The sequence below is a fragment of the Cohnella kolymensis genome, assembly GCF_000829465.1.
GTDB lineage: Bacteria > Bacillota > Bacilli > Paenibacillales > Paenibacillaceae > Cohnella > Cohnella kolymensis.
In genome coordinates, this window is the sequence record NZ_JXAL01000001.1 from 239093 (window position 1) to 256369 (window position 17277).

Sequence of the window (17277 nt, forward strand, 5' to 3'; positions counted from 1 at the left end):
AGTCATAAGCGTCACATCGAGGACATGACAAATGTCATTAGGCGGAATTTTATTTGGTCGTTTGGTATTGTATCGTGCCGTCTTCCAAGAGACTGTATTGCATGCCTACTGATGTAATGGCACGAATCATTTCGGCGCGGCTTTGTGTGTTCAACAGATTAACCTTCTGATTCAGGACATTAAAGTTATCTACGAGTGCAGGATTCTTGTTTTCTACGCTTGATAGCAGGTACGTGAGCTGTTCATGATAAACGGTTAAAGCCTGAATCTTGATATCATGCAGTTTTGCCACGGCTTCCGGAACGTCACGACCGCTTAACTCCTTCACCATTTCGTGTAATCGGTTGAGGTATTGTTTTAGATTGGCTTCATACTTAGGATCCCTTTTCATCTTCTTGGGAAAGGAGGTAACCGCGTAGTTCATCATTTTTTGGAGCTCAGCGTCGCTGCTGTCAAAGCTGGATAGGTAGTCAAAGACAGCTTTTTGCTTGGGTGAAACCTGCTTTAAATCCAAGTTCGTCGGCTGAGACGAAAAGTATGTCACTGCTCCGATTACAATGAGTCCGCACACCACAAGTGTGAACAGCCACCGCATTGTGGCTCGGACAAATCCTCTTGCTTTCTTCTTATTAGGAACCGAATAATAATCCGTTATGACCCGGTCCTCCACATAGCTATAATACGGATTTGCCTTTTTCCTGTTTGCTTCCTTTTGGGCTTTCATCATTTCTTTGCGGAACCGTCTTTGGTTGCTGTTTAACATCGTTTTTTCCCTCCAGCAAAAAAGACACCCGGCTCAAGCGTTTCTCCTGGAGGGACAGGCTTCGTCAGCTGAGACTAGTGTTCGACAAGGTATTCTACGAAAAACGTCAATTTCCTCTTTGTTCCGCCATCGTGCTCCGACAACAGCGCTCAAAAAAAGACGATCTGACCGACTGTTGTCGGTGGACCGTCCTTTTAAGTAATCACAAAGTAAAATCTCGCGTTATCGTCTGTCCCGGCGTGACGTTCAGTGTCTCGTCAATTGGCTGCCTGCCGTCGGCTTCTATCAATAGAGTATAGGAACCTGCAGGCGCATTGAGTTGGTACGTACCATTGTTATTGGTATAAATCCGATTGATCATATTCCCGCTGCCATCCAGCACTTTAGCGGAAACATTAGGTATACCGGATCCGTCTGCTCGCTGAATTCTGCCGTCTATTATTCCGCCTTCTGCCATCACGATGTCGGCAATGGTTGGCGTTCCGTTAGTTACGGTTAAGTTGGACTTATAACCAAATTTATAGCCTTGTTCGGCTACGACTAACGGATACGAACCAGCTTCTCTAACGGCAATATTATAAGCGCCTTGTGCGTTGGTCATATCGCCATAATAGCCGCCGCGATCCATCAGCCTAACCGTTGCATTCGCTATGAGCTCATTTTCGAGAGTCACTTCCCCTTGAACGTTCAACTGCGGTTTATTGGAATCGGACTTCAGTTCCACTCCGGTTAAATCGCTATCTGTGACTCTGATTGTCGTCTGAGCGACTGCGCCATTAGACTGGCCGATTTGCAGTGTATATTCCCCAGGAGCAATGCCGGAGATCGTGAATTCGCCCTGCTCATTGGTACCCTGCCAGTAACCGCCGATATTATGCGGATCTATTAGCGAAATCCCTTGGTGAGCCATCGCAGTGCCATCGGCAAAGGTCGCTTTCCCGGATACAGTGAATGTCGGGACAGATAATTTTACTTGTAAGTCGGTGATATCCGAACCGTTAATCGTAATCTGTTTAGGCGAATCTACCTTGTAACCGTTGTAATAAAAGTGCACATCATAGGTACCGTTCGGTATCTGCTCAAATGTAAACGCGCCTGTCTCGGTATTGCCTGTGGTGCGGGGATAATGAGTACCGTTGCTGCTAATTAACTCAAAGCCCGAGAAAAACGTTTTCCCGTTAACGTCCACCATGGTGCCCGATACACGGTGCTTCTCTACTGGAACGTTGGGCTTTTCCAGCTGGCTGATCCTCGCCTGCAGTTCGCTTATTTGGGCTTGCAAACCACCCGTGATGCCCTGTTGTTCGGCTAATTGTTGTTGCAGGGCAGCCACGTCATTATTAACCTTAGATTGAAGTGATGCCGTCAATTCCTGTTGCTCGGCTAACAATCGTTTTATTTCGGTGATTTCAGCTGTTTGCTGCTGGTTTGTGGTATGGATAGAGTCTATGTCTTGCTGCTGTCCTGTGAAAACTCCTTGAATATCCGTCACAAATTGCTCCAATTTCAATACTCGCTGTGCGATGCTTTTTCCCGGATCTTCTGCTGCTGCAAAAGTCGCGGTTAAGAGTAAAATAACGCACAGTAATCCTCCGGTAAGCATCAAACGTTTTGTCCAGTTCACTTTCCCATTCCCCCATATACGGTTATGTACAAGCTGCAAAAATGCCCACTAAATAATACCATCGCAGTTAGTTATTGTGCATGAGTTAATCGATACATTAATTACGTCGAAACAAGGACGTTCGACATGCAAAAAGGACTATTGCCTCGGCAATAGTCCCTTCCTCCATAATGCTTAATGCTTAATGCGCAGCAGCCGCAACTCCATGCTTCTGGCTTTGCACCAAATTCGCGATCAGTCCGAGCATTGCTGCACCGGCCAGATATCCGAGCAGAATCAGTGCATGGACTCCAATTTCGCTGCCGTTGCCCAGAGCAATCACGTGCTGAAGGCCTCGCAATGCGTAAGTCATAGGCAAGCATTCGCCGATGGCTCTCATGATCGGTGCGTTCAGCTCCATCGGGAATGTTCCGCCGCATGTCGCAAGCTGCAGTATAAGCAGCGTAACCGCGGCGAATTTGCCGACCATTCCAAGTACGCTCACGAGCATATGAACCAGGGTCAGGAAAGTGAAAGATACCAGCAAAGTGAATAACAAAAATCGCGGCACACTAGTGACGTGCAGTTTAAACACGCAGAGAACAATCGTGTCCACGATCGCCGTCTGAATCAATCCGACCGAATAGAACAAACCCAGCTTGTTGACAAAATGAGTTGTTCCGCCGATTTGCAGCTCCGGCTTACGGCCGAGAGGAAGGATATTGGCTGCCATGATGCCCCCGACCCAGAACGCGAGGCAAAGGAAATACGGAGCAATCCCGCTGCCGTAATTCGGCACGTCGGTGACCTTCGACTCGACCAGCTGTACCGGCTCCGCGAACATGCTCGTCAAGCTGTCGTTTGAATGAATGCCGGATGTTTTCTTGGCGGCATCGTTCAATTTACCGGAAAGCTCGCCGCTGCCGTCCGACAACCGGACGAGACCGTTCATCAGCTCTTCGGCTCCGCTATCGAGCCGCTGGCCCCCGTTTGCCAGCGTTCCCACTCCCCCGGCAAACTGTTGAAATCCGTTGTCCCACTTGGCAAATCCATCTTTCAACGCAGTGGAACCGCTTGACAACTGCTTCGCGCCATTAGCTGCCAGCTTCAATTGGCTGCCGAAGGTTTGCATGCCTTCGACCGCCTGCTTCTGTCCGTCGCTCAATGCTTCTGCACTAGCGGTCAGTTTCGATTGACCTGCGGCAAGCTCATCAACCGCCGAGGCCAGACCTTCAGATTCTTTTATAAGACTTCGCAGCTTCTCGTCGTTAGCGGCATCCGGATGCTCATTCACATAAGCTGCCAGCTCCTTACTCAGGCTCTTGGCGGCCAGCGCTGCCTGCTCTTCACCCTGTGCAGTTCGCTTGCTTCCGTCTACCCAGGCTTTCATGCCTTCAGCTACGCGGGAAGAGCCTGCTTCAATCTTTTGATGCCCTGCGGCAAACTGCTGCATGCTGCCCGCAAACTTTGCCGTGCCATCCGCAAGAGTGCCTGCTGCTTGCTGAAGCTTATGTTCACCTGCCGCAAGCTTCCTGCCGCCCGACTCCAGCTCCGAGGCTCCTCCGGTAACCCGGTGAATCCCGTTCGCCAGCTGGGAAAGTCCATCTTTTGCCGCGACGGTTCCTTCATTAAGAGATTTCGCACCATCACCTGCAGCGCTGAACCCTTGGGCCAGCTCCTGCATCTTACTGAACACGCCGTCCGCGTAAGACTTCGTAATACCGGCATCGATTCTCGCCCTCATCTCTTTGACGGCAGTAGCACCGACTTGGGAGGCGACGAAATTTTTGCCCGCGTTCGTCTTATAGATGAGCTGTGCCGGCGTCGGATGTTCATCCATCAGCGTACCGACCTCTCGCGAGAACGATTCAGGCACGATGATCGTCATGTAATATCGTCCGTTCTGTAAGCCATCTTCCGCTTCTTGAGCGGATACGAAATGAAAATCCAAGTCCCTATTCTTCTGAAGCTCCCCTACAAAGTCCTCCCCCGCATGAATGGCTTTACCTTCAAGCGCGGATCCTTTGTCCATATTGACGACTGCGACAGGCAATTGATCCAATCGGTCATACGGATCCCAGTAACCCGCTAAGAAGAAACCCGCGTAAATCAAAGGGACGAGAACCAAAAATCCGAGTGCGATACGCCCGTGCTTATGATGCAGCAGAGCTTTCCAATCCTTAAAAACAAGTCCGATCCCCTTCATAAACTCTTCAATTCACTTCCTTGTCTGTATTGTCATAACCTCCATTTTATCGACAAGGAGTCATAATGTATAATATATAATTAACTATAAGTAGATAGCTTTTGATCTATGAAAAAGGAATGATGAACTCATGGAGTTGCTCCAGCTTCAGTATTTTCAGACGGTGGCCCGATTGCAGCATATGACGAAAGCAGCCGAGGAGCTTCAGATCGCTCAGCCCTCATTAAGCAAAACGATCGCACGCCTGGAAGAGGATTTAGGTGTCCCCCTGTTCGACCGGCATGGCCGCCAAATCCGCTTGAACCCGTTCGGTAAAACCTTTCTTGCCCGAGTGGAACGCGCGTTCCTTGAACTGAACGAAGGTAGAAGAGAGATTAAGGACTTGGCAGGGCTCCATGAAGGAACGATCACACTGGCTGTCACCATTCCACGTATTCTGCCGGAGCTGCTAGGTTCGTTTTTAGCTCAGTATCCGAATGTGCGGATCCGTCAGCGGATTGAATCCACCTCTTCAATGACGCGGCAGCTAGAGAGCGGAAACATCGATTTATGCATTTCCTCGGCCGCTCCCGAAGGACCCGATATCGAATGGAAGCCGCTGATCACAGAGGAAATATTTCTGCTGATTCCTCCAGGGCACCGGTTATCTGGATCTCAGAGCATTCCTCTGCGCGAGGTGAAAGACGAACCCTTCATCACCATGAACGCGGGATACGGGTTCCGTAACTTAACGGACGGATTCTGCCGGGAAGCCGGATTCACGCCGAACATTGCATTCGAAGGTGACCAGCCCGATATTATCGGCAGCCTGGTCAGACAAGGACTGGGTGTCGCCTTTGTCCCGGCCTTGTCCGCTTCGGGAGTTACACCTTCACCGGAACGGCTGCGCATAACATCTCCCGTATGTCAGCGAACGATCGGTATGGCCTGGTCCAAACGCCGCTACTTATCGCTCGCTGCTCAGCGGCTTCAGCAGTTTATTGTAGATTATTTTCAACAGATGCCCGGCCATTCTGTCGGACAATAGGATTGCGATTAATTGGGCTTCCGAAGCGTCACATAATAAATGACCGCCACAATGGCAATAAGAGCCACAAGCGTCACAATGAGCACAGTTGGAGTCGAGAGCGCGTTGAGCGCTGCCTCACCTGTTGTGTAAGTGTCCGGGTTGTCGGACACAAGTGACGTCGGTCTGGGCGGCACGGGAGTACTGGATGGACTGCTTGGCGGCATCGTGGTCACCTCCAACATTTTGCGCTTATTGTCGTTCCTTTCCTTAGCTGCTATTCACCTCCACATAATTTCAACACCTCTGTGAGCAAAATATGGAAAATGCGGCTTAGTTATAAAATCAAAAAAAGCACCGACCTCTGCGTCGGCACTTATATATGCACTTTACTCAGTTGACCAATAAACCATACAATAACCCCGAAAAATAAGGGTCCATCAGAAACTTGGCTGCGCTGGAAAGCCCGTTTCCTTGTTTATGTTCTAGTTAGAACATTATCAGTCGTGAAAATATTTCGCATTTTAAACTCAGGTGGGCTTTCGACCAGGCAAACTAGTTTAAGCAGATCCGTACTAGCCCCAGGAAAATAGGGCTCGTCCAATATCAATGATTTGTCGCTCACCCATTCTGGCAAGTCCAAGCTATACTCTCTGCATAACTTATGAATCCCTGCAGCACAGTAAGATAAATGACGAGGATCATCAAGACATTCAGGAGCGGTCCTGATTAGATCGCTCCTTTGTTCCTTCGTGGAGGCATAAAAGCGATCCAAAAAAATACGCCATGCGAAGCTAAAATCGCGTCCCCCAGAGAATTCTTCTTCAAAAATCTCATTTATTGTCATACAAACAACGCCTCCGCAAATGCTGCAGTTTTGACGCTTAACAACTTTGATGGGATATACTTCTCAACAATATCCAATACCTGATTTCGGTCTTTAAGTCCTAAATGATTAGCCAATACCCTAGCATCATTGAGATCATCGGTGTCAAGTCTCGCAGCATAACACTTCATCGCTAAAATATATTCGGGCTTAGCCGCAAGCACTCTGAGATTGTTAAGCTGCATAACCAACTCGGTCTCGGGTTCAGTATAAAGCCAAACCTTTACGCCATCATTCAACCAATTCAGCGGTAAGCCGGCCTCTTCGGCAATTTCTCGGGCATAAGCGTAAATACTGCCTTTCGGCTCAAACACTGCTTCGATATCCCGCGTATAACCCCGACTGCCGAATACAAGACACATTACCGCTCCTCCGAACAGGATAATCTCCCCGGTCTCATCGCTGTTCCCGAGTTTTTCATTTAGCATTGAAAGGGCAGAAATCATTTTCTCTTTATCCATTTTGCCGTTGTCATTCGCGTTAGACATGTCTTTCGACCACCTTTGCTGGTTTTATCTCCCAGTTACTTAAAGTATACACCTTCTTTCGACTTGTACGAGGTCCTCTGCCATATTCAACTGGATTTCCACATCAACAAAAAACCATTTTTACAGACAAGAATCGGCCAGCACTTATTCCGGTGGAGTTAAAGGCAATATAGACTTCCTGAACCTGGATTAAACAGTTCAGAGTCTAATTTCAGATGGAATCCCCCGCAGGCTGCAAATTTTTAAACTGACTATAGAACATTTTATGATAACTTCCCTTGGCCCCGATCAGCTCATGATGGCTACCTTGTTCGACGATTCGCCCATCATCGATGACCATGATGGTGTCGGCGTCCCTTATGGTGTTAAGTCTATGAGCGATGATAAAAGTGGTGCGTCCCTTCATCATCCTCAGCAGGGCGTCTTGAATGTGCAGCTCGGTACGCGTGTCGATGCTGCTGGTCGCCTCGTCCAAGATGAGGATTGCCGGATCGGCCAACAGAACCCGCGCGATCTCCAACAGCTGCCGCTGCCCTTGGCTCAGATTGCCGCCGTTCTCAGCGAGCATTGTATCATAGCCGTCCGGGAGACTTTGGATAAATTCAGCCGCGTTCGCCAGATCGGCGGCGGCCTTCACTTCTTCATCCGTCGCTTCCGGTTTGCCGTACTTGATATTGTCCGCGATCGTGCCGTTGAACAGATAAGTGTCCTGGAGCACGATCCCGAAGCATTGCCGCAAGCTCTCTCTAGTGTAGTCCCGGATATCCCGGCCATCGATGAAGATCGTTCCGGAAGTGACGTCATAGAATCGGGTCAGCAGATTGACGATCGTCGTCTTACCCGCTCCGGTCGGGCCAATGAGCGCCGTGCTGCTGCCTTGCGGAGAGGTAAAGCTGATCTCTTGTAAAATAGGAACGTCTGGGCGGTATCCGAAACTGACGCGATCGAACACAATGTCTCCCCTGGGATTGACAAGGTCGACGGCACCTGGCCGGTCGGCCGCCTCCTCCGGTTCGTCGATGACCTCCAATGCTCTTTCGGCGCCTGCGAGGCCAGACTGGAGGACGTTGTAGATGTTAGCCAAATCGTTCAACGGCCGGACAAACTGACGCGAATAGCTCAAAAAGCTGGCGATCACCCCGACGGTAATCGAGCCTTTCACCGCAAGGATTCCACCGACAAGCGCGACCGCTGTGAAGCCGATGTTGTTGATGACGCCGAGCAGCGGCATGAGAAAGCCCGACCAGATTTGCGCCTTCAATCCGACCTCGTACAGCCTGGCGTTCACCGCGTCGAATTCCTGGATTGCGCGCTCCTCGCGATTGAACGACTTCACGACCTGAAGCCCCGAAATCGTTTCCTCGATATGTCCGTTCAGCCTTCCGAGCTCCGCCTGCTGCTCCCTGAACAGCGCCTGCGTTCTTCGCGTAATCGTGCGGGCCAAGAAATAAACCATCGGTACCGTAATGAGAGTGGCCAGCGTCAACAACGGGCTCAGAATGATCATCATCACGAGCGAGCCGACGATCGCGATCACACCGGTCATGAGCTGCACCGTCGATTGCGAAATCGTATTGCTGATATTGTCGATATCGTTGGACATCCGGCTCATCGTTTCGCCATTCGGACGGGAATCGAAATACGCGAGCGGCAGCTTGTGCAGCTTGTCGAACAGCGTGCTGCGGAGCTTCGAGACGATCCTTTGGGCGACACCGGCCATCAACCAGTTTTGCAGAAAAGTCAGCAGCCCGCCTGCCAGATAAGCCGCCGCGAGAACGCCGATCATGATGTGAAACAAGCTGGAATTGAACGAATCGCCTGCCATCGCATCGATGGCTGCGCCAATGAGATAAGGGCCAAGCAGGATCACACCGGCATCAATCAAAATAAAGAGGAAAATCGTGAGCAGCAGCTTCTTCTCTTTTCCTACGTAGCTCCACAGCTTGGCGAGTGTTCCCTTGACGTTTTTCGGCTTGCGAACCTGGCCTCCCCGGCCTCTGCGGCCGATGGGTTCAGTTGACCTCGACATTCGGCTGCAGCTCCTTTCCGACCTGGGATTGATAGATCTCACGATATACGCGGCAATCCTGCAAGAGAGTGTCATGGTCTCCGATGCCTGCCACTTCACCGTGATCGAGTACCACGATTTGATCCGTGTCCATCACGGAGATAACCCGCTGTGCGATCAGAATGCAGGTGAGATCAGCCGCATAGGCCTTCAACCCTTGCTTGATCCGAGCCTCCGTGTCGACATCCAACGCGCTTGTGCAATCGTCCAGAATAAGAATTTCCGGTTTTCTCACCAGCGCCCGCGCGATGGCGATGCGCTGCTTTTGTCCCCCGGACAAATTAACGCCCCGCTGGCCCAGTTCGCTCAGATAACCTTCCGGCAAGCCGGAAATAAAGCCGTCAGCCTGAGCAATCTGCGCCGCCTCCCGCACCTCTTCCTCAGCAGCTCCGTCTTTCCCCCACCGGATATTTTCCAGGATCGTTCCTGTGAAAAGCACCGTTTTCTGAGGCACCACTGCGATCTTCTCCCTCAGCTTCCGAGGATCCACATCTCTGACATCGACACCGTCTACACGGATAACACCGGAATCCGCGTCATAATAACGGGGAATCAATCCGACCAGGCTGCTTTTTCCCGAACCGGTAGAGCCGATGATTCCGACGGTTTGGCCGGGCAGACAGCTGAATGTCACTTGCCGAATGACGGGGGTGCCTGAAGAGCCTTTATAGCTGAAAGAAACCCCTTCGAAATCGATCCTGCCTTTCGTACCCGGATGAAATTGCGCGTCTTCCTTCCATTCCATCGTGCTGTTCTGCGCGAATACTTCACCGATCCGTGTCGTTGAAGCTTTGGCGCGGACAAATAACGTCATCACCCAGGAAATGACCATTAACGCGAACAGAATCTGGGTCATGTAGTTGATGAATGCAATAATGTGCCCCACCGGCGTCCGTCCTTCACTCACGCCTAGTCCTCCGAGCCAGATGACCCCCACGATGCCGAAGTTGACCGCCAGCATGATCGCGGGATTGAAGAAGGACATGACCCGCATGACCTTGATCGAGTGGCCTTGATATTCCATATTCGCCTTATCGAATTTTTCCGTCTCGTAATCATAACGGTTGAACGCCTTAACGACTCTGACTCCCGACAAATACTCCCTCGTCGCTCCGTTGATCCGGTCGAGCATCTGCTGCAGCTTCATAAACCGCGGAAACCCGACCTTCATGTTAATGAAGATTAGCAGTGCGACAATCGGCACCACGATAGCAAGCACCAGTGCCAAGTGCGGATTCAGGCGGACAGCCATGATGAAGCTCCCGATACACAGCAAAGGCGCTTTCACAAAAATCCGCATCAGCCCGAGCGAGAAGAACTGCACCTGTGTAACATCGTTGGTCAGCCTGGTGACGAGAGAGGCTCTTTCGAAGGAATCTATATTTTCAAAAGAAAGGCTTTGGATTTTCGTGAACAGATCGGATCTCAGCTCCGTACCGAATTGCTGCGACACCCGGCTGGACACGATATTCCGGGCGGCCGCGGCTGCGGCTCCGAATGCCGTAACGAGCAGCATCAGGCCGCCCAGCCGGAGCACGACATCCATGCGATTCGCGGCAACACCGGTATCGATAATCCGGGCCATAATGGTTGGTTGCAGCAAATCGCACAGCGCTTCGACCGTTACCAGAAACACCGATAGACTAAACAGCTTGCCGAACTTGCGAATATATTTTTTCATAAAGTGCATGCCTTTTTTCCCCCGAGTGCAAAGATGCCGCCCTATATGTAAAAACATATTACCTCTAAAAATAAAGTAAAGCCACCTGCTCAAAGAACAGGTGACTCTTCAATATTGAGCGGAGAACAGAAATTTTAGACATGGATAGAGCTTCGAGAATGAGACTTACGCGCCCTATTATTACGATAGAAAACAGTCGTGAGCAGGAATAGAACGATATAAACTAACAGATCTGCGATGAATACATATTGCAGCTCCGGATCCTGATGAAGCTGTACGATCGCGATTTCGCTTTTACCGATTAAATGGGTGGTGGTCAAGTTGTAGACCGCATGAACAAGCGTGGCCGTCAGCAGCGATCCGCTTTTGAGGTACACATAAAGAAGCGTGACTGCACCAATGACTAGAAAAAAGCTGTATACCGGGCTCATCCCTTTAAACACGTGAGACAACATAAAGAACAGACTCGTTACCACAAATAACCGCCCTATTGTGAGATGTTTCAGCATGGCTACCATGTAACCCCGGTACAACAGTTCTTCACTAAATGCCGCTAAAATCCACGCAACCACGATCATCAGAAACAAGGGAATAAGCTGGAAATCCGAGAATAAGTTGGCGTTAAATTCGGCCGATACCAACCCCTGCGACGACAACAGAGCCATATAAGCAATCAAAGCGGAGGGCAAAAGTACAATAGCGGCAACGGAGAACCCGATGTCACGACGATTGAACCCAAAGCCCATGCCCTTAAGCGGCTTCTTATTCACGAATTTGTAGTACAACATGGTTCCCAGGATAAGCAGCACACTGCCGGCGATCGAAGTGACTCCGTAAGTGTACAGGTCGGTAGACTCTAAATATTTTTTGACACCGAACGGAACAAACAGCAGAAAAAGAATGACCACATTGATCACACACACCATTGCCACGTGCACATAGTTCATCAGACGTTTGTTCTTCATTTTGCCATACCTCTTTTATCTTCAAATTTGGTGGTCGCTATTTCCTATGGGATAAAGGTAACAAACAAAGGTCATGGTGACGCAGTGGCGTTCGGGTAATCGTGACCATGACTTTCGGACAAAAAAAGGGCTGTCCGGCAAGTCATAAACATGACTTGGGACAACCCATGTGTCAACGCAAAGATTTCCCTGCTCGCTTTACAACAACCGTTCATCCGACGCTTTCTTCATCGCAGATGCCCGATTATTTACGTTTAACTTGGAGTAAATCGTGGATACATGGTTCTTAACCGTACCTTCCGACAAAAACAGTCGCTCCGCGATTTGACGGTTGGCCAAGCCCTCCGCAATGAGTTGCAGCACCTTGATTTCTTTCTCGGTTAAACCGTAATCCGTCTCCTTGGGATTGCCCGAAGAAGCGATCCCGCCCTGAAAGGAACGTGAAAACAACGTTTTGGCTATCTCCTGGGTAATCATCGTCTCACCGCGGTGCACTAATCGGATGGCGCTGGCAAGATCATCCGGATCGATATCCTTAAGAATGTATCCTTCGGCCCCCGAATTCAAGGCTTCTACGACATACTCAACTTCCTGAAAAGTTGTTAGAATCATCACCTTGACCGCCGGCCAACGCTGTTTGATCTGAGCCGTTGCGCGGACGCCGTTCATGACCGGCATATGTATATCCATCAGGACGAGGTCAGGCTGAAGCTCACCTGCTTGCTGCACCGCATCCTCACCGTTCTCGGCCGTACCGACGACCTCAATGTCCGGTGTCAGGTTAAGAATGATACGCAGACTTTTGCGAATTAACTCTTGATCCTCCGCAATTAATATCTTTATTTCTTTCATATGGAATATCCCCCTGAAGCAAATGCCGACGGTGCGTTCACGGTGAGCTTCAACAAAGGAACCGTACACATAATCGTTGTCCCCGAGGCTTGATCCGATTCCACATGCAAGGTGCCGTTCACGTTGGCCATTCTTTCCGTCATCGCGTGAAGCCCGAATCCTTGGACAATGCCTTCCGTCACTTCCCCGTTGTTCCACACCTTCAACGTCACCGCGCTCTGCGAGCAAGAAAGCAGGATTTCGACCTTGTCGGCGGCTCCATGCTTTTTTGGCATTGGTCATTGACTCCTGTAAACACCGCACAAGCGCCATTCTTATATTTTCAGAAACATGGGTTTCCTTGCCCTCGACTCGCATGTTCACTTCAGTTCCCGTATGCAGCGCAAATTCATCGGCTATGTCCGAAAGAATGATAGACAGCGGCCGTTCCTCTTTCTCAGGAGCGATCTGATGAATATGGTTTCTCACTTCCTGCAAGCCGTTTCGCGTCACTTCCACCAGTTCATTAAGGTTTTTCTTTGCTTCCTCCGGAGACACGTCGATCAGAATACGAGCGGCATTCATCCCGATAATCGATGTTGTCAACGTGTGACCCACTGTGTCATGCAAATCACGTGACAGCCGGTTCCGCTCCTCCACCAGTGTCAGCCTTTCAATCTGTTCTGCATAGTTCTCCAAAGTCTGATTTTGCCGCTGTATGATGCTGTTCATCTGTTTAACTTTGATGAAAGAATCCTTCATTTTCCCAAAACAAAAGCCTAAAAAGAATAGCAGCACGAGATCGGACGACAGCGCCGGCAGAAATTCCGGAAAGGATTGATCCCACATTAATTTACCGATAAGCGGGAGTAAGGCGACCGGCAGGCTCCAGGCAGAGGCCCATCCGAAGCTTAGATAACCGATCATAAACATCGGCACACCGTAGAAAGCGAACCCAGCTTCCAAACCGAAATCGGAAAGGAAATAAAGCAATACACCGCCGCTTACGATGATTTCCGTGAGAATCATGACGGTACGAGGTACCTTTTTAAACGCAAACACCATAAGAGGCACAGCAAAAGCAACCGACAGCAGGAATACATCCAGCCATATGATTCCGAATACAGCGAACCGATTCTCCACATTCAAATTCCCGGTATGGGTTTGTACATCTGCAAGACGACTGATGAACCAAATCGTCCGAATCCCGATCAGTACATAATCGAACCAATGCCAACTTTTCACGTTCACAGAGCTATCCGCCTTTTTGTCATAATACAGTCTGTGAACCATTATATCCGTAAAACTATTCTCTGGATATATCGCAGGGAATATAGAAAAGTCACCTGTTCTAGAGAACAGGTGACCGGGTAAATCTTATTTTTTCATGAGAGAAGGCAGTCCGTCCTGATTAAGAATCGAATCCGACACTTGAAGCTGCCAACGGGCTTGCTTATGCGATGCTGCGACCTTACTCAGCGCCACTTCTTTACCGCTCTTACGATCGAATGCATGTCCGTGATCGAACACACCGTCGTCGCTCGCAACGTAGAAGTAATCTTGCGTACCGAAAGAACCGCTCGGCAGGTAGTAACGGTAGATCGTCATGTGATCATTCGGATTGATTAAATCCTGTCCGAAATAGAACAGGTTGGACTTGTCGACGCCGAACAGATTGAGTAATGTCGGGAAAGTATCCATCTGACTGCCGTGAACATGGTCGGTTCCGGCATTCTCGTCTCCTGGGAAGTGCATTACCAACGGTACTTTCATCAGCTCGGCACTTTCATAGATGGATAAATCGTGATCCAAGCCAAGGAACGTCTTAAGATCCGACAATTGAACACCTGGCGCGAAGTGGTCCCCGTAAATGACGACAAGCGATTTATCCATAATTCCTTCATTTTCTAACTGCTGCAGGAATTCGCCTAACGCTTGGTCGGCATAATGCTGGGCTTGAATGTAATCGCCTAGCGTTTTACTGTAAGAAGCCGGAATCTTCATCGACTGCTTGTTCTCCGGGATCTGATAAGGATGATGTCCGGACAGAGTAACCAGGAAGCTGAGGAACGGCTTGCCGGATTTGTTAAGCTCGATCAACTTGGGCATCGTTTGTTTATAGAACGACTCGTCTGAGAGACCCAAGCCGATGCTCTCATCAAGCGTATAATCAGAGGCACTCGTAAAGCTGTCAAAGCCTTCACTCACATACATCTTGTCTCTTTGATAGTAGGTTGGAACATATCCATGGAAAGCGGCTGTCGTGTAGCCTTGTTCTTTCAGGATCGTCGGCAGCGAATGAAAATGATTTTGGTTTTTCAGATTGTACACCGCGCCCGCTGGCAGCGGGTACATGGAGTTCATGGTCATGAACTCGGCGTCAACCGTGTTTCCCTGCCCGATCGGGGAAGAGATGTTATCGAAATAACGGCTGCGTTCAATGAACCGGTTCAGGTTCGGCGTAATCTCCTGACCGTCGACGGAACGATTTACGAAAGCTTGCTGTAAAGCTTCCATTTGGATCATAATCAGGTTTTTGCCTTGCACCGCGCCATTCAGCTCGGTACCGCTCTGGCGATGGACTTCCATCCACGTCTTGAAATCCGATACGGGCATTTCGGCAGACGCGTTTCTTATTTTCACATTGTAAGCATCGACGACATGATAGTTAAATACCCCAAGCTTCTTTAACACCGTATTGTTCTCGTAAAGATTGCTGAATGCTTCACTTCCGGCGGAAGCCCGTACAACGGCAAATTGACCGGTGACGGCGATCACGCCGATGAACGCAACGGCAAAGCTTACTGCAAGGCGGCTTTTAAAAGTCATTGTGCTTTGTTCGGCTTTTTTCTTCCGCACTATCAAATATACGGCAAGCGGGATCAAGTCGATCAAAAGCAGTCCCAAAGCCGGTGACAATGCTGAGCCGACACTGCTCTTCACGCCGCCCACTTGTCCAATCTGGGACAGGATGGGCAGCGGTATGATCGTGTGGAAGAAAGAGTAGAAGAGAGAATCGGCAACCAATACGAATGTGATGAGCAGATTGAATATCACGTACAGTGTATATTTCATTTTACGTGAGAAAGCCGAAAACCACGCTGTAATTACGATAAACAGCGGCAGCGTTGCCGTTAACGGAAACAGCATGCCGGACGTGAACCCGTTGATCGCATTGAATATAAGCAGCTTGATCGTCAGCAGCACATTGAGGCCGATGATTTCCGCGGCTTCAAACCAAAGCTGTTTTGGTTGTTTCATCTCTTTCACCTCCCTCCATCATAGAATATCCCCTGGCACGGCGGCCAAGGGATCGGTTAACTGTTATGCCATCGCTTCTTTTTCCAAGCGTTCCACATCGACCTCTGATATCGCTCTGGTGTGCTCCGTGTGGCTCCAGACATTTTGATTTCTTTTGATAAAGCCAAGCAGAATAATCGGATACCAGGTTAGGGAATATATGAAAGTCGGGAAGAACCACAACATTTTGCCCGCCTTTTTCTCGTAAAGCAATCCCGCGAAGGGAAGCGCAACATACATAAAAGTGGTTGCGGCGTACACCCATATATTATTCAGTCCGTAATCGGCAATCTTGATGCCCGACAGCGACGCGGCCATGAACACGACCAACAGCACCGTCAAAATGATGCGTGAAGGAGATATCAGATACACGAGCGCGTCAAAGTGAAGCAGGCTTCTCGTTCTTAATGTTTCTTTCAGCAGCGGGAGGCCGTATTTCATCATACAGGCCGCATGCCCCTGCATCCATCTGACACGCTGCTTCCAAGAAGCTTTCATGTCCAGCGGCTTTTCATCATAGATTTTGGCTTCGTGAGCCCATGCCACGCGCTTGCCGGTCTGGATGATGTAGCGCTGGGTGAATTCCAGATCTTCCGTCAGCGACGTCGCACCCCATCCGATCGTCTTGAGCACGTCTGTCGTGACGACGACGCCCGTTCCTCCGATTTGCGCACTGAGATTCATGTTGTCTCTAGCCAGTTGGTACACCCTGTTGGTAGACCAGTAAGCGAATGCGTAGCTTTTGGTGATCCATGAGTCTGCCGGGTTTTTGGAATCCAAGTACCCTTGAACGACTTCATGTCCTTCCAGCAGCTTCGAATTCATCACCTGAAGGAAATTTTTGCTTACGAGATTGTCGGCATCGAACATAACTACCGCATCATAGACTGTTCCTTCTTTTTCAAACTTCCACAGCTGTCTGAACATCCATTCCAGACCATGACCCTTGCCTTTTTTGGTCACGTCGTGCCGCTCCATCGCGATGCCGCCGTTCTCACGAACAACGTCCGCCGTGTGATCGGTGCAGTTATCGCAAATCACATAAAGGTCGTACAACTCTTTCGGATAATCGAGCTTCAGAATATTTCTGACGATTTGTCCGACCACCTGTTCTTCGTTATGCGCACATACCAGAACGGCAAATCTCTTTTGCGGTGCCGCGAGGGTGGAAGCTTTCTTTCTTCCCATTCCCAGAAAACCGATCACAGTCGGGTAGATTATGAGTACAAGCGAGATCACTTGGACGATAACAAACATGACTTGCAATATTATTGTCGCGAGGTCTGTCGATAAATCCACTACAGTGTCCATTATTTCCTCCTGCAAAAATTCATTTTTAACTTTTGTTAAGGTTACGCCCCGGCTATGTTTCGTTCAACGGTCAAAATGTGGAACAAGAATGGGTTCGGCTCTCCATTTTCCCCGGCGCAATACCGATAAACTGCCTAAGACCGATGTCTTCAACTTTCCTCATATGGCG

13 protein-coding genes are annotated in these 17277 nt (G+C 49.6%); 1 reads left to right on the forward strand and 12 read right to left on the reverse strand.

Going from position 1 to position 17277, the window contains the following annotated elements; genetic code table 11:
- Positions 1-49: 49 nt before the first annotated feature.
- The 3 genes from SD71_RS01165 to SD71_RS01175 form a co-directional block, all read right to left on the reverse strand.
- A complete protein-coding gene (locus SD71_RS01165; protein ID WP_041058561.1) occupies positions 50-763 on the reverse strand; it encodes a hypothetical protein in 714 nt (237 codons plus the stop codon).
- Positions 764-965: 202 nt separating this feature from the next.
- Positions 966-2387 carry a carboxypeptidase regulatory-like domain-containing protein gene (locus tag SD71_RS01170; RefSeq protein WP_041058563.1) on the reverse strand — a complete coding sequence of 474 codons (1422 nt, stop codon included), beginning with the start codon at positions 2385-2387 and terminating at the stop codon, positions 966-968.
- 181 nt (positions 2388-2568) lie between these two features.
- The gene (locus tag SD71_RS01175) at positions 2569-4572 is read right to left on the reverse strand and encodes a YhgE/Pip family protein (protein ID WP_041058565.1); all 2004 of its coding nucleotides are present in this window, start codon (positions 4570-4572) and stop codon (positions 2569-2571) included.
- Between the two features lie 130 nt (positions 4573-4702).
- Here SD71_RS01175 and SD71_RS01180 point away from each other — a divergent pair, with 130 nt between their 5' ends.
- Positions 4703-5599 (forward strand): LysR family transcriptional regulator, encoded by an 897-nt coding sequence (locus SD71_RS01180; protein ID WP_041058568.1) that lies wholly within the window; start codon positions 4703-4705, stop codon positions 5597-5599.
- Between the two features lie 8 nt (positions 5600-5607).
- Here SD71_RS01180 and SD71_RS01185 read toward each other — a convergent pair whose 3' ends face one another.
- The 9 genes from SD71_RS01185 to SD71_RS01225 all read right to left on the reverse strand — a co-directional run bounded on the left by SD71_RS01185 (position 5608) and on the right by SD71_RS01225 (position 17108).
- Positions 5608-5805 (reverse strand): hypothetical protein, encoded by a 198-nt coding sequence (locus SD71_RS01185; RefSeq protein WP_041058570.1) that lies wholly within the window; start codon positions 5803-5805, stop codon positions 5608-5610.
- Positions 5806-6056: 251 nt separating this feature from the next.
- Entirely contained in the window at positions 6057-6425 is a 369-nt protein-coding gene (locus SD71_RS01190; RefSeq protein ID WP_041058572.1) for a hypothetical protein, read from the reverse strand.
- The gene (locus SD71_RS01195) at positions 6422-6952 is read right to left on the reverse strand and encodes a DUF6036 family nucleotidyltransferase (RefSeq protein WP_052475832.1); all 531 of its coding nucleotides are present in this window, start codon (positions 6950-6952) and stop codon (positions 6422-6424) included. Before SD71_RS01195 ends, SD71_RS01190 begins: the two co-directional genes overlap by 4 nt.
- Before the next feature lie 211 nt (positions 6953-7163).
- Positions 7164-8981, reverse strand: coding sequence for an ABC transporter ATP-binding protein (locus tag SD71_RS01200; RefSeq protein ID WP_082033966.1), 1818 nt, complete (start codon positions 8979-8981; stop codon positions 7164-7166).
- The gene (locus tag SD71_RS01205; RefSeq protein ID WP_041058574.1) at positions 8965-10710 is read right to left on the reverse strand and encodes an ABC transporter ATP-binding protein; all 1746 of its coding nucleotides are present in this window, start codon (positions 10708-10710) and stop codon (positions 8965-8967) included. The genes SD71_RS01200 and SD71_RS01205 overlap by 17 nt, the downstream gene beginning before the upstream one ends.
- A 125-nt stretch (positions 10711-10835) precedes the next feature.
- The gene (locus SD71_RS01210; RefSeq protein WP_041058576.1) at positions 10836-11666 is read right to left on the reverse strand and encodes a CPBP family intramembrane glutamic endopeptidase; all 831 of its coding nucleotides are present in this window, start codon (positions 11664-11666) and stop codon (positions 10836-10838) included.
- A 198-nt stretch (positions 11667-11864) separates the two neighbouring features.
- A complete protein-coding gene (locus SD71_RS01215) occupies positions 11865-13748 on the reverse strand; it encodes a helix-turn-helix transcriptional regulator (protein WP_041058579.1) in 1884 nt (627 codons plus the stop codon).
- Positions 13749-13874: 126 nt separating this feature from the next.
- Positions 13875-15758: an LTA synthase family protein gene (locus SD71_RS01220; protein ID WP_041058581.1), complete on the reverse strand. Its 1884-nt coding sequence runs from the start codon at positions 15756-15758 to the stop codon at positions 13875-13877.
- Positions 15759-15821: 63 nt separating this feature from the next.
- Positions 15822-17108, reverse strand: a complete 1287-nt coding sequence (locus SD71_RS01225) for a glycosyltransferase family 2 protein (RefSeq protein WP_082033968.1) — start codon at positions 17106-17108, stop codon at positions 15822-15824.
- Positions 17109-17277: the final 169 nt, after the last annotated feature.

What these genes read in the sequence shown, in the direction of transcription:
- SD71_RS01165 (WP_041058561.1), bottom strand. Translation starts at nt 763, where the DNA reads ATGTTAAACAGCAACCAAAGACGGTTCCGCAAAGAAATGATGAAAGCC.
- SD71_RS01175 (WP_041058565.1), bottom strand. Translation starts at nt 4,572, where the DNA reads ATGAAGGGGATCGGACTTGTTTTTAAGGATTGGAAAGCTCTGCTGCAT.
- SD71_RS01180 (WP_041058568.1), top strand. Translation starts at nt 4,703, where the DNA reads ATGGAGTTGCTCCAGCTTCAGTATTTTCAGACGGTGGCCCGATTGCAG.
- SD71_RS01185 (WP_041058570.1), bottom strand. Translation starts at nt 5,805, where the DNA reads ATGCCGCCAAGCAGTCCATCCAGTACTCCCGTGCCGCCCAGACCGACG.
- SD71_RS01190 (WP_041058572.1), bottom strand. Translation starts at nt 6,425, where the DNA reads ATGACAATAAATGAGATTTTTGAAGAAGAATTCTCTGGGGGACGCGAT.
- SD71_RS01195 (WP_052475832.1), bottom strand. Translation starts at nt 6,952, where the DNA reads ATGTCTAACGCGAATGACAACGGCAAAATGGATAAAGAGAAAATGATT.
- SD71_RS01200 (WP_082033966.1), bottom strand. Translation starts at nt 8,981, where the DNA reads ATGTCGAGGTCAACTGAACCCATCGGCCGCAGAGGCCGGGGAGGCCAG.
- SD71_RS01205 (WP_041058574.1), bottom strand. Translation starts at nt 10,710, where the DNA reads ATGCACTTTATGAAAAAATATATTCGCAAGTTCGGCAAGCTGTTTAGT.
- SD71_RS01210 (WP_041058576.1), bottom strand. Translation starts at nt 11,666, where the DNA reads ATGAAGAACAAACGTCTGATGAACTATGTGCACGTGGCAATGGTGTGT.
- SD71_RS01220 (WP_041058581.1), bottom strand. Translation starts at nt 15,758, where the DNA reads ATGAAACAACCAAAACAGCTTTGGTTTGAAGCCGCGGAAATCATCGGC.
- SD71_RS01225 (WP_082033968.1), bottom strand. Translation starts at nt 17,108, where the DNA reads ATGGACACTGTAGTGGATTTATCGACAGACCTCGCGACAATAATATTG.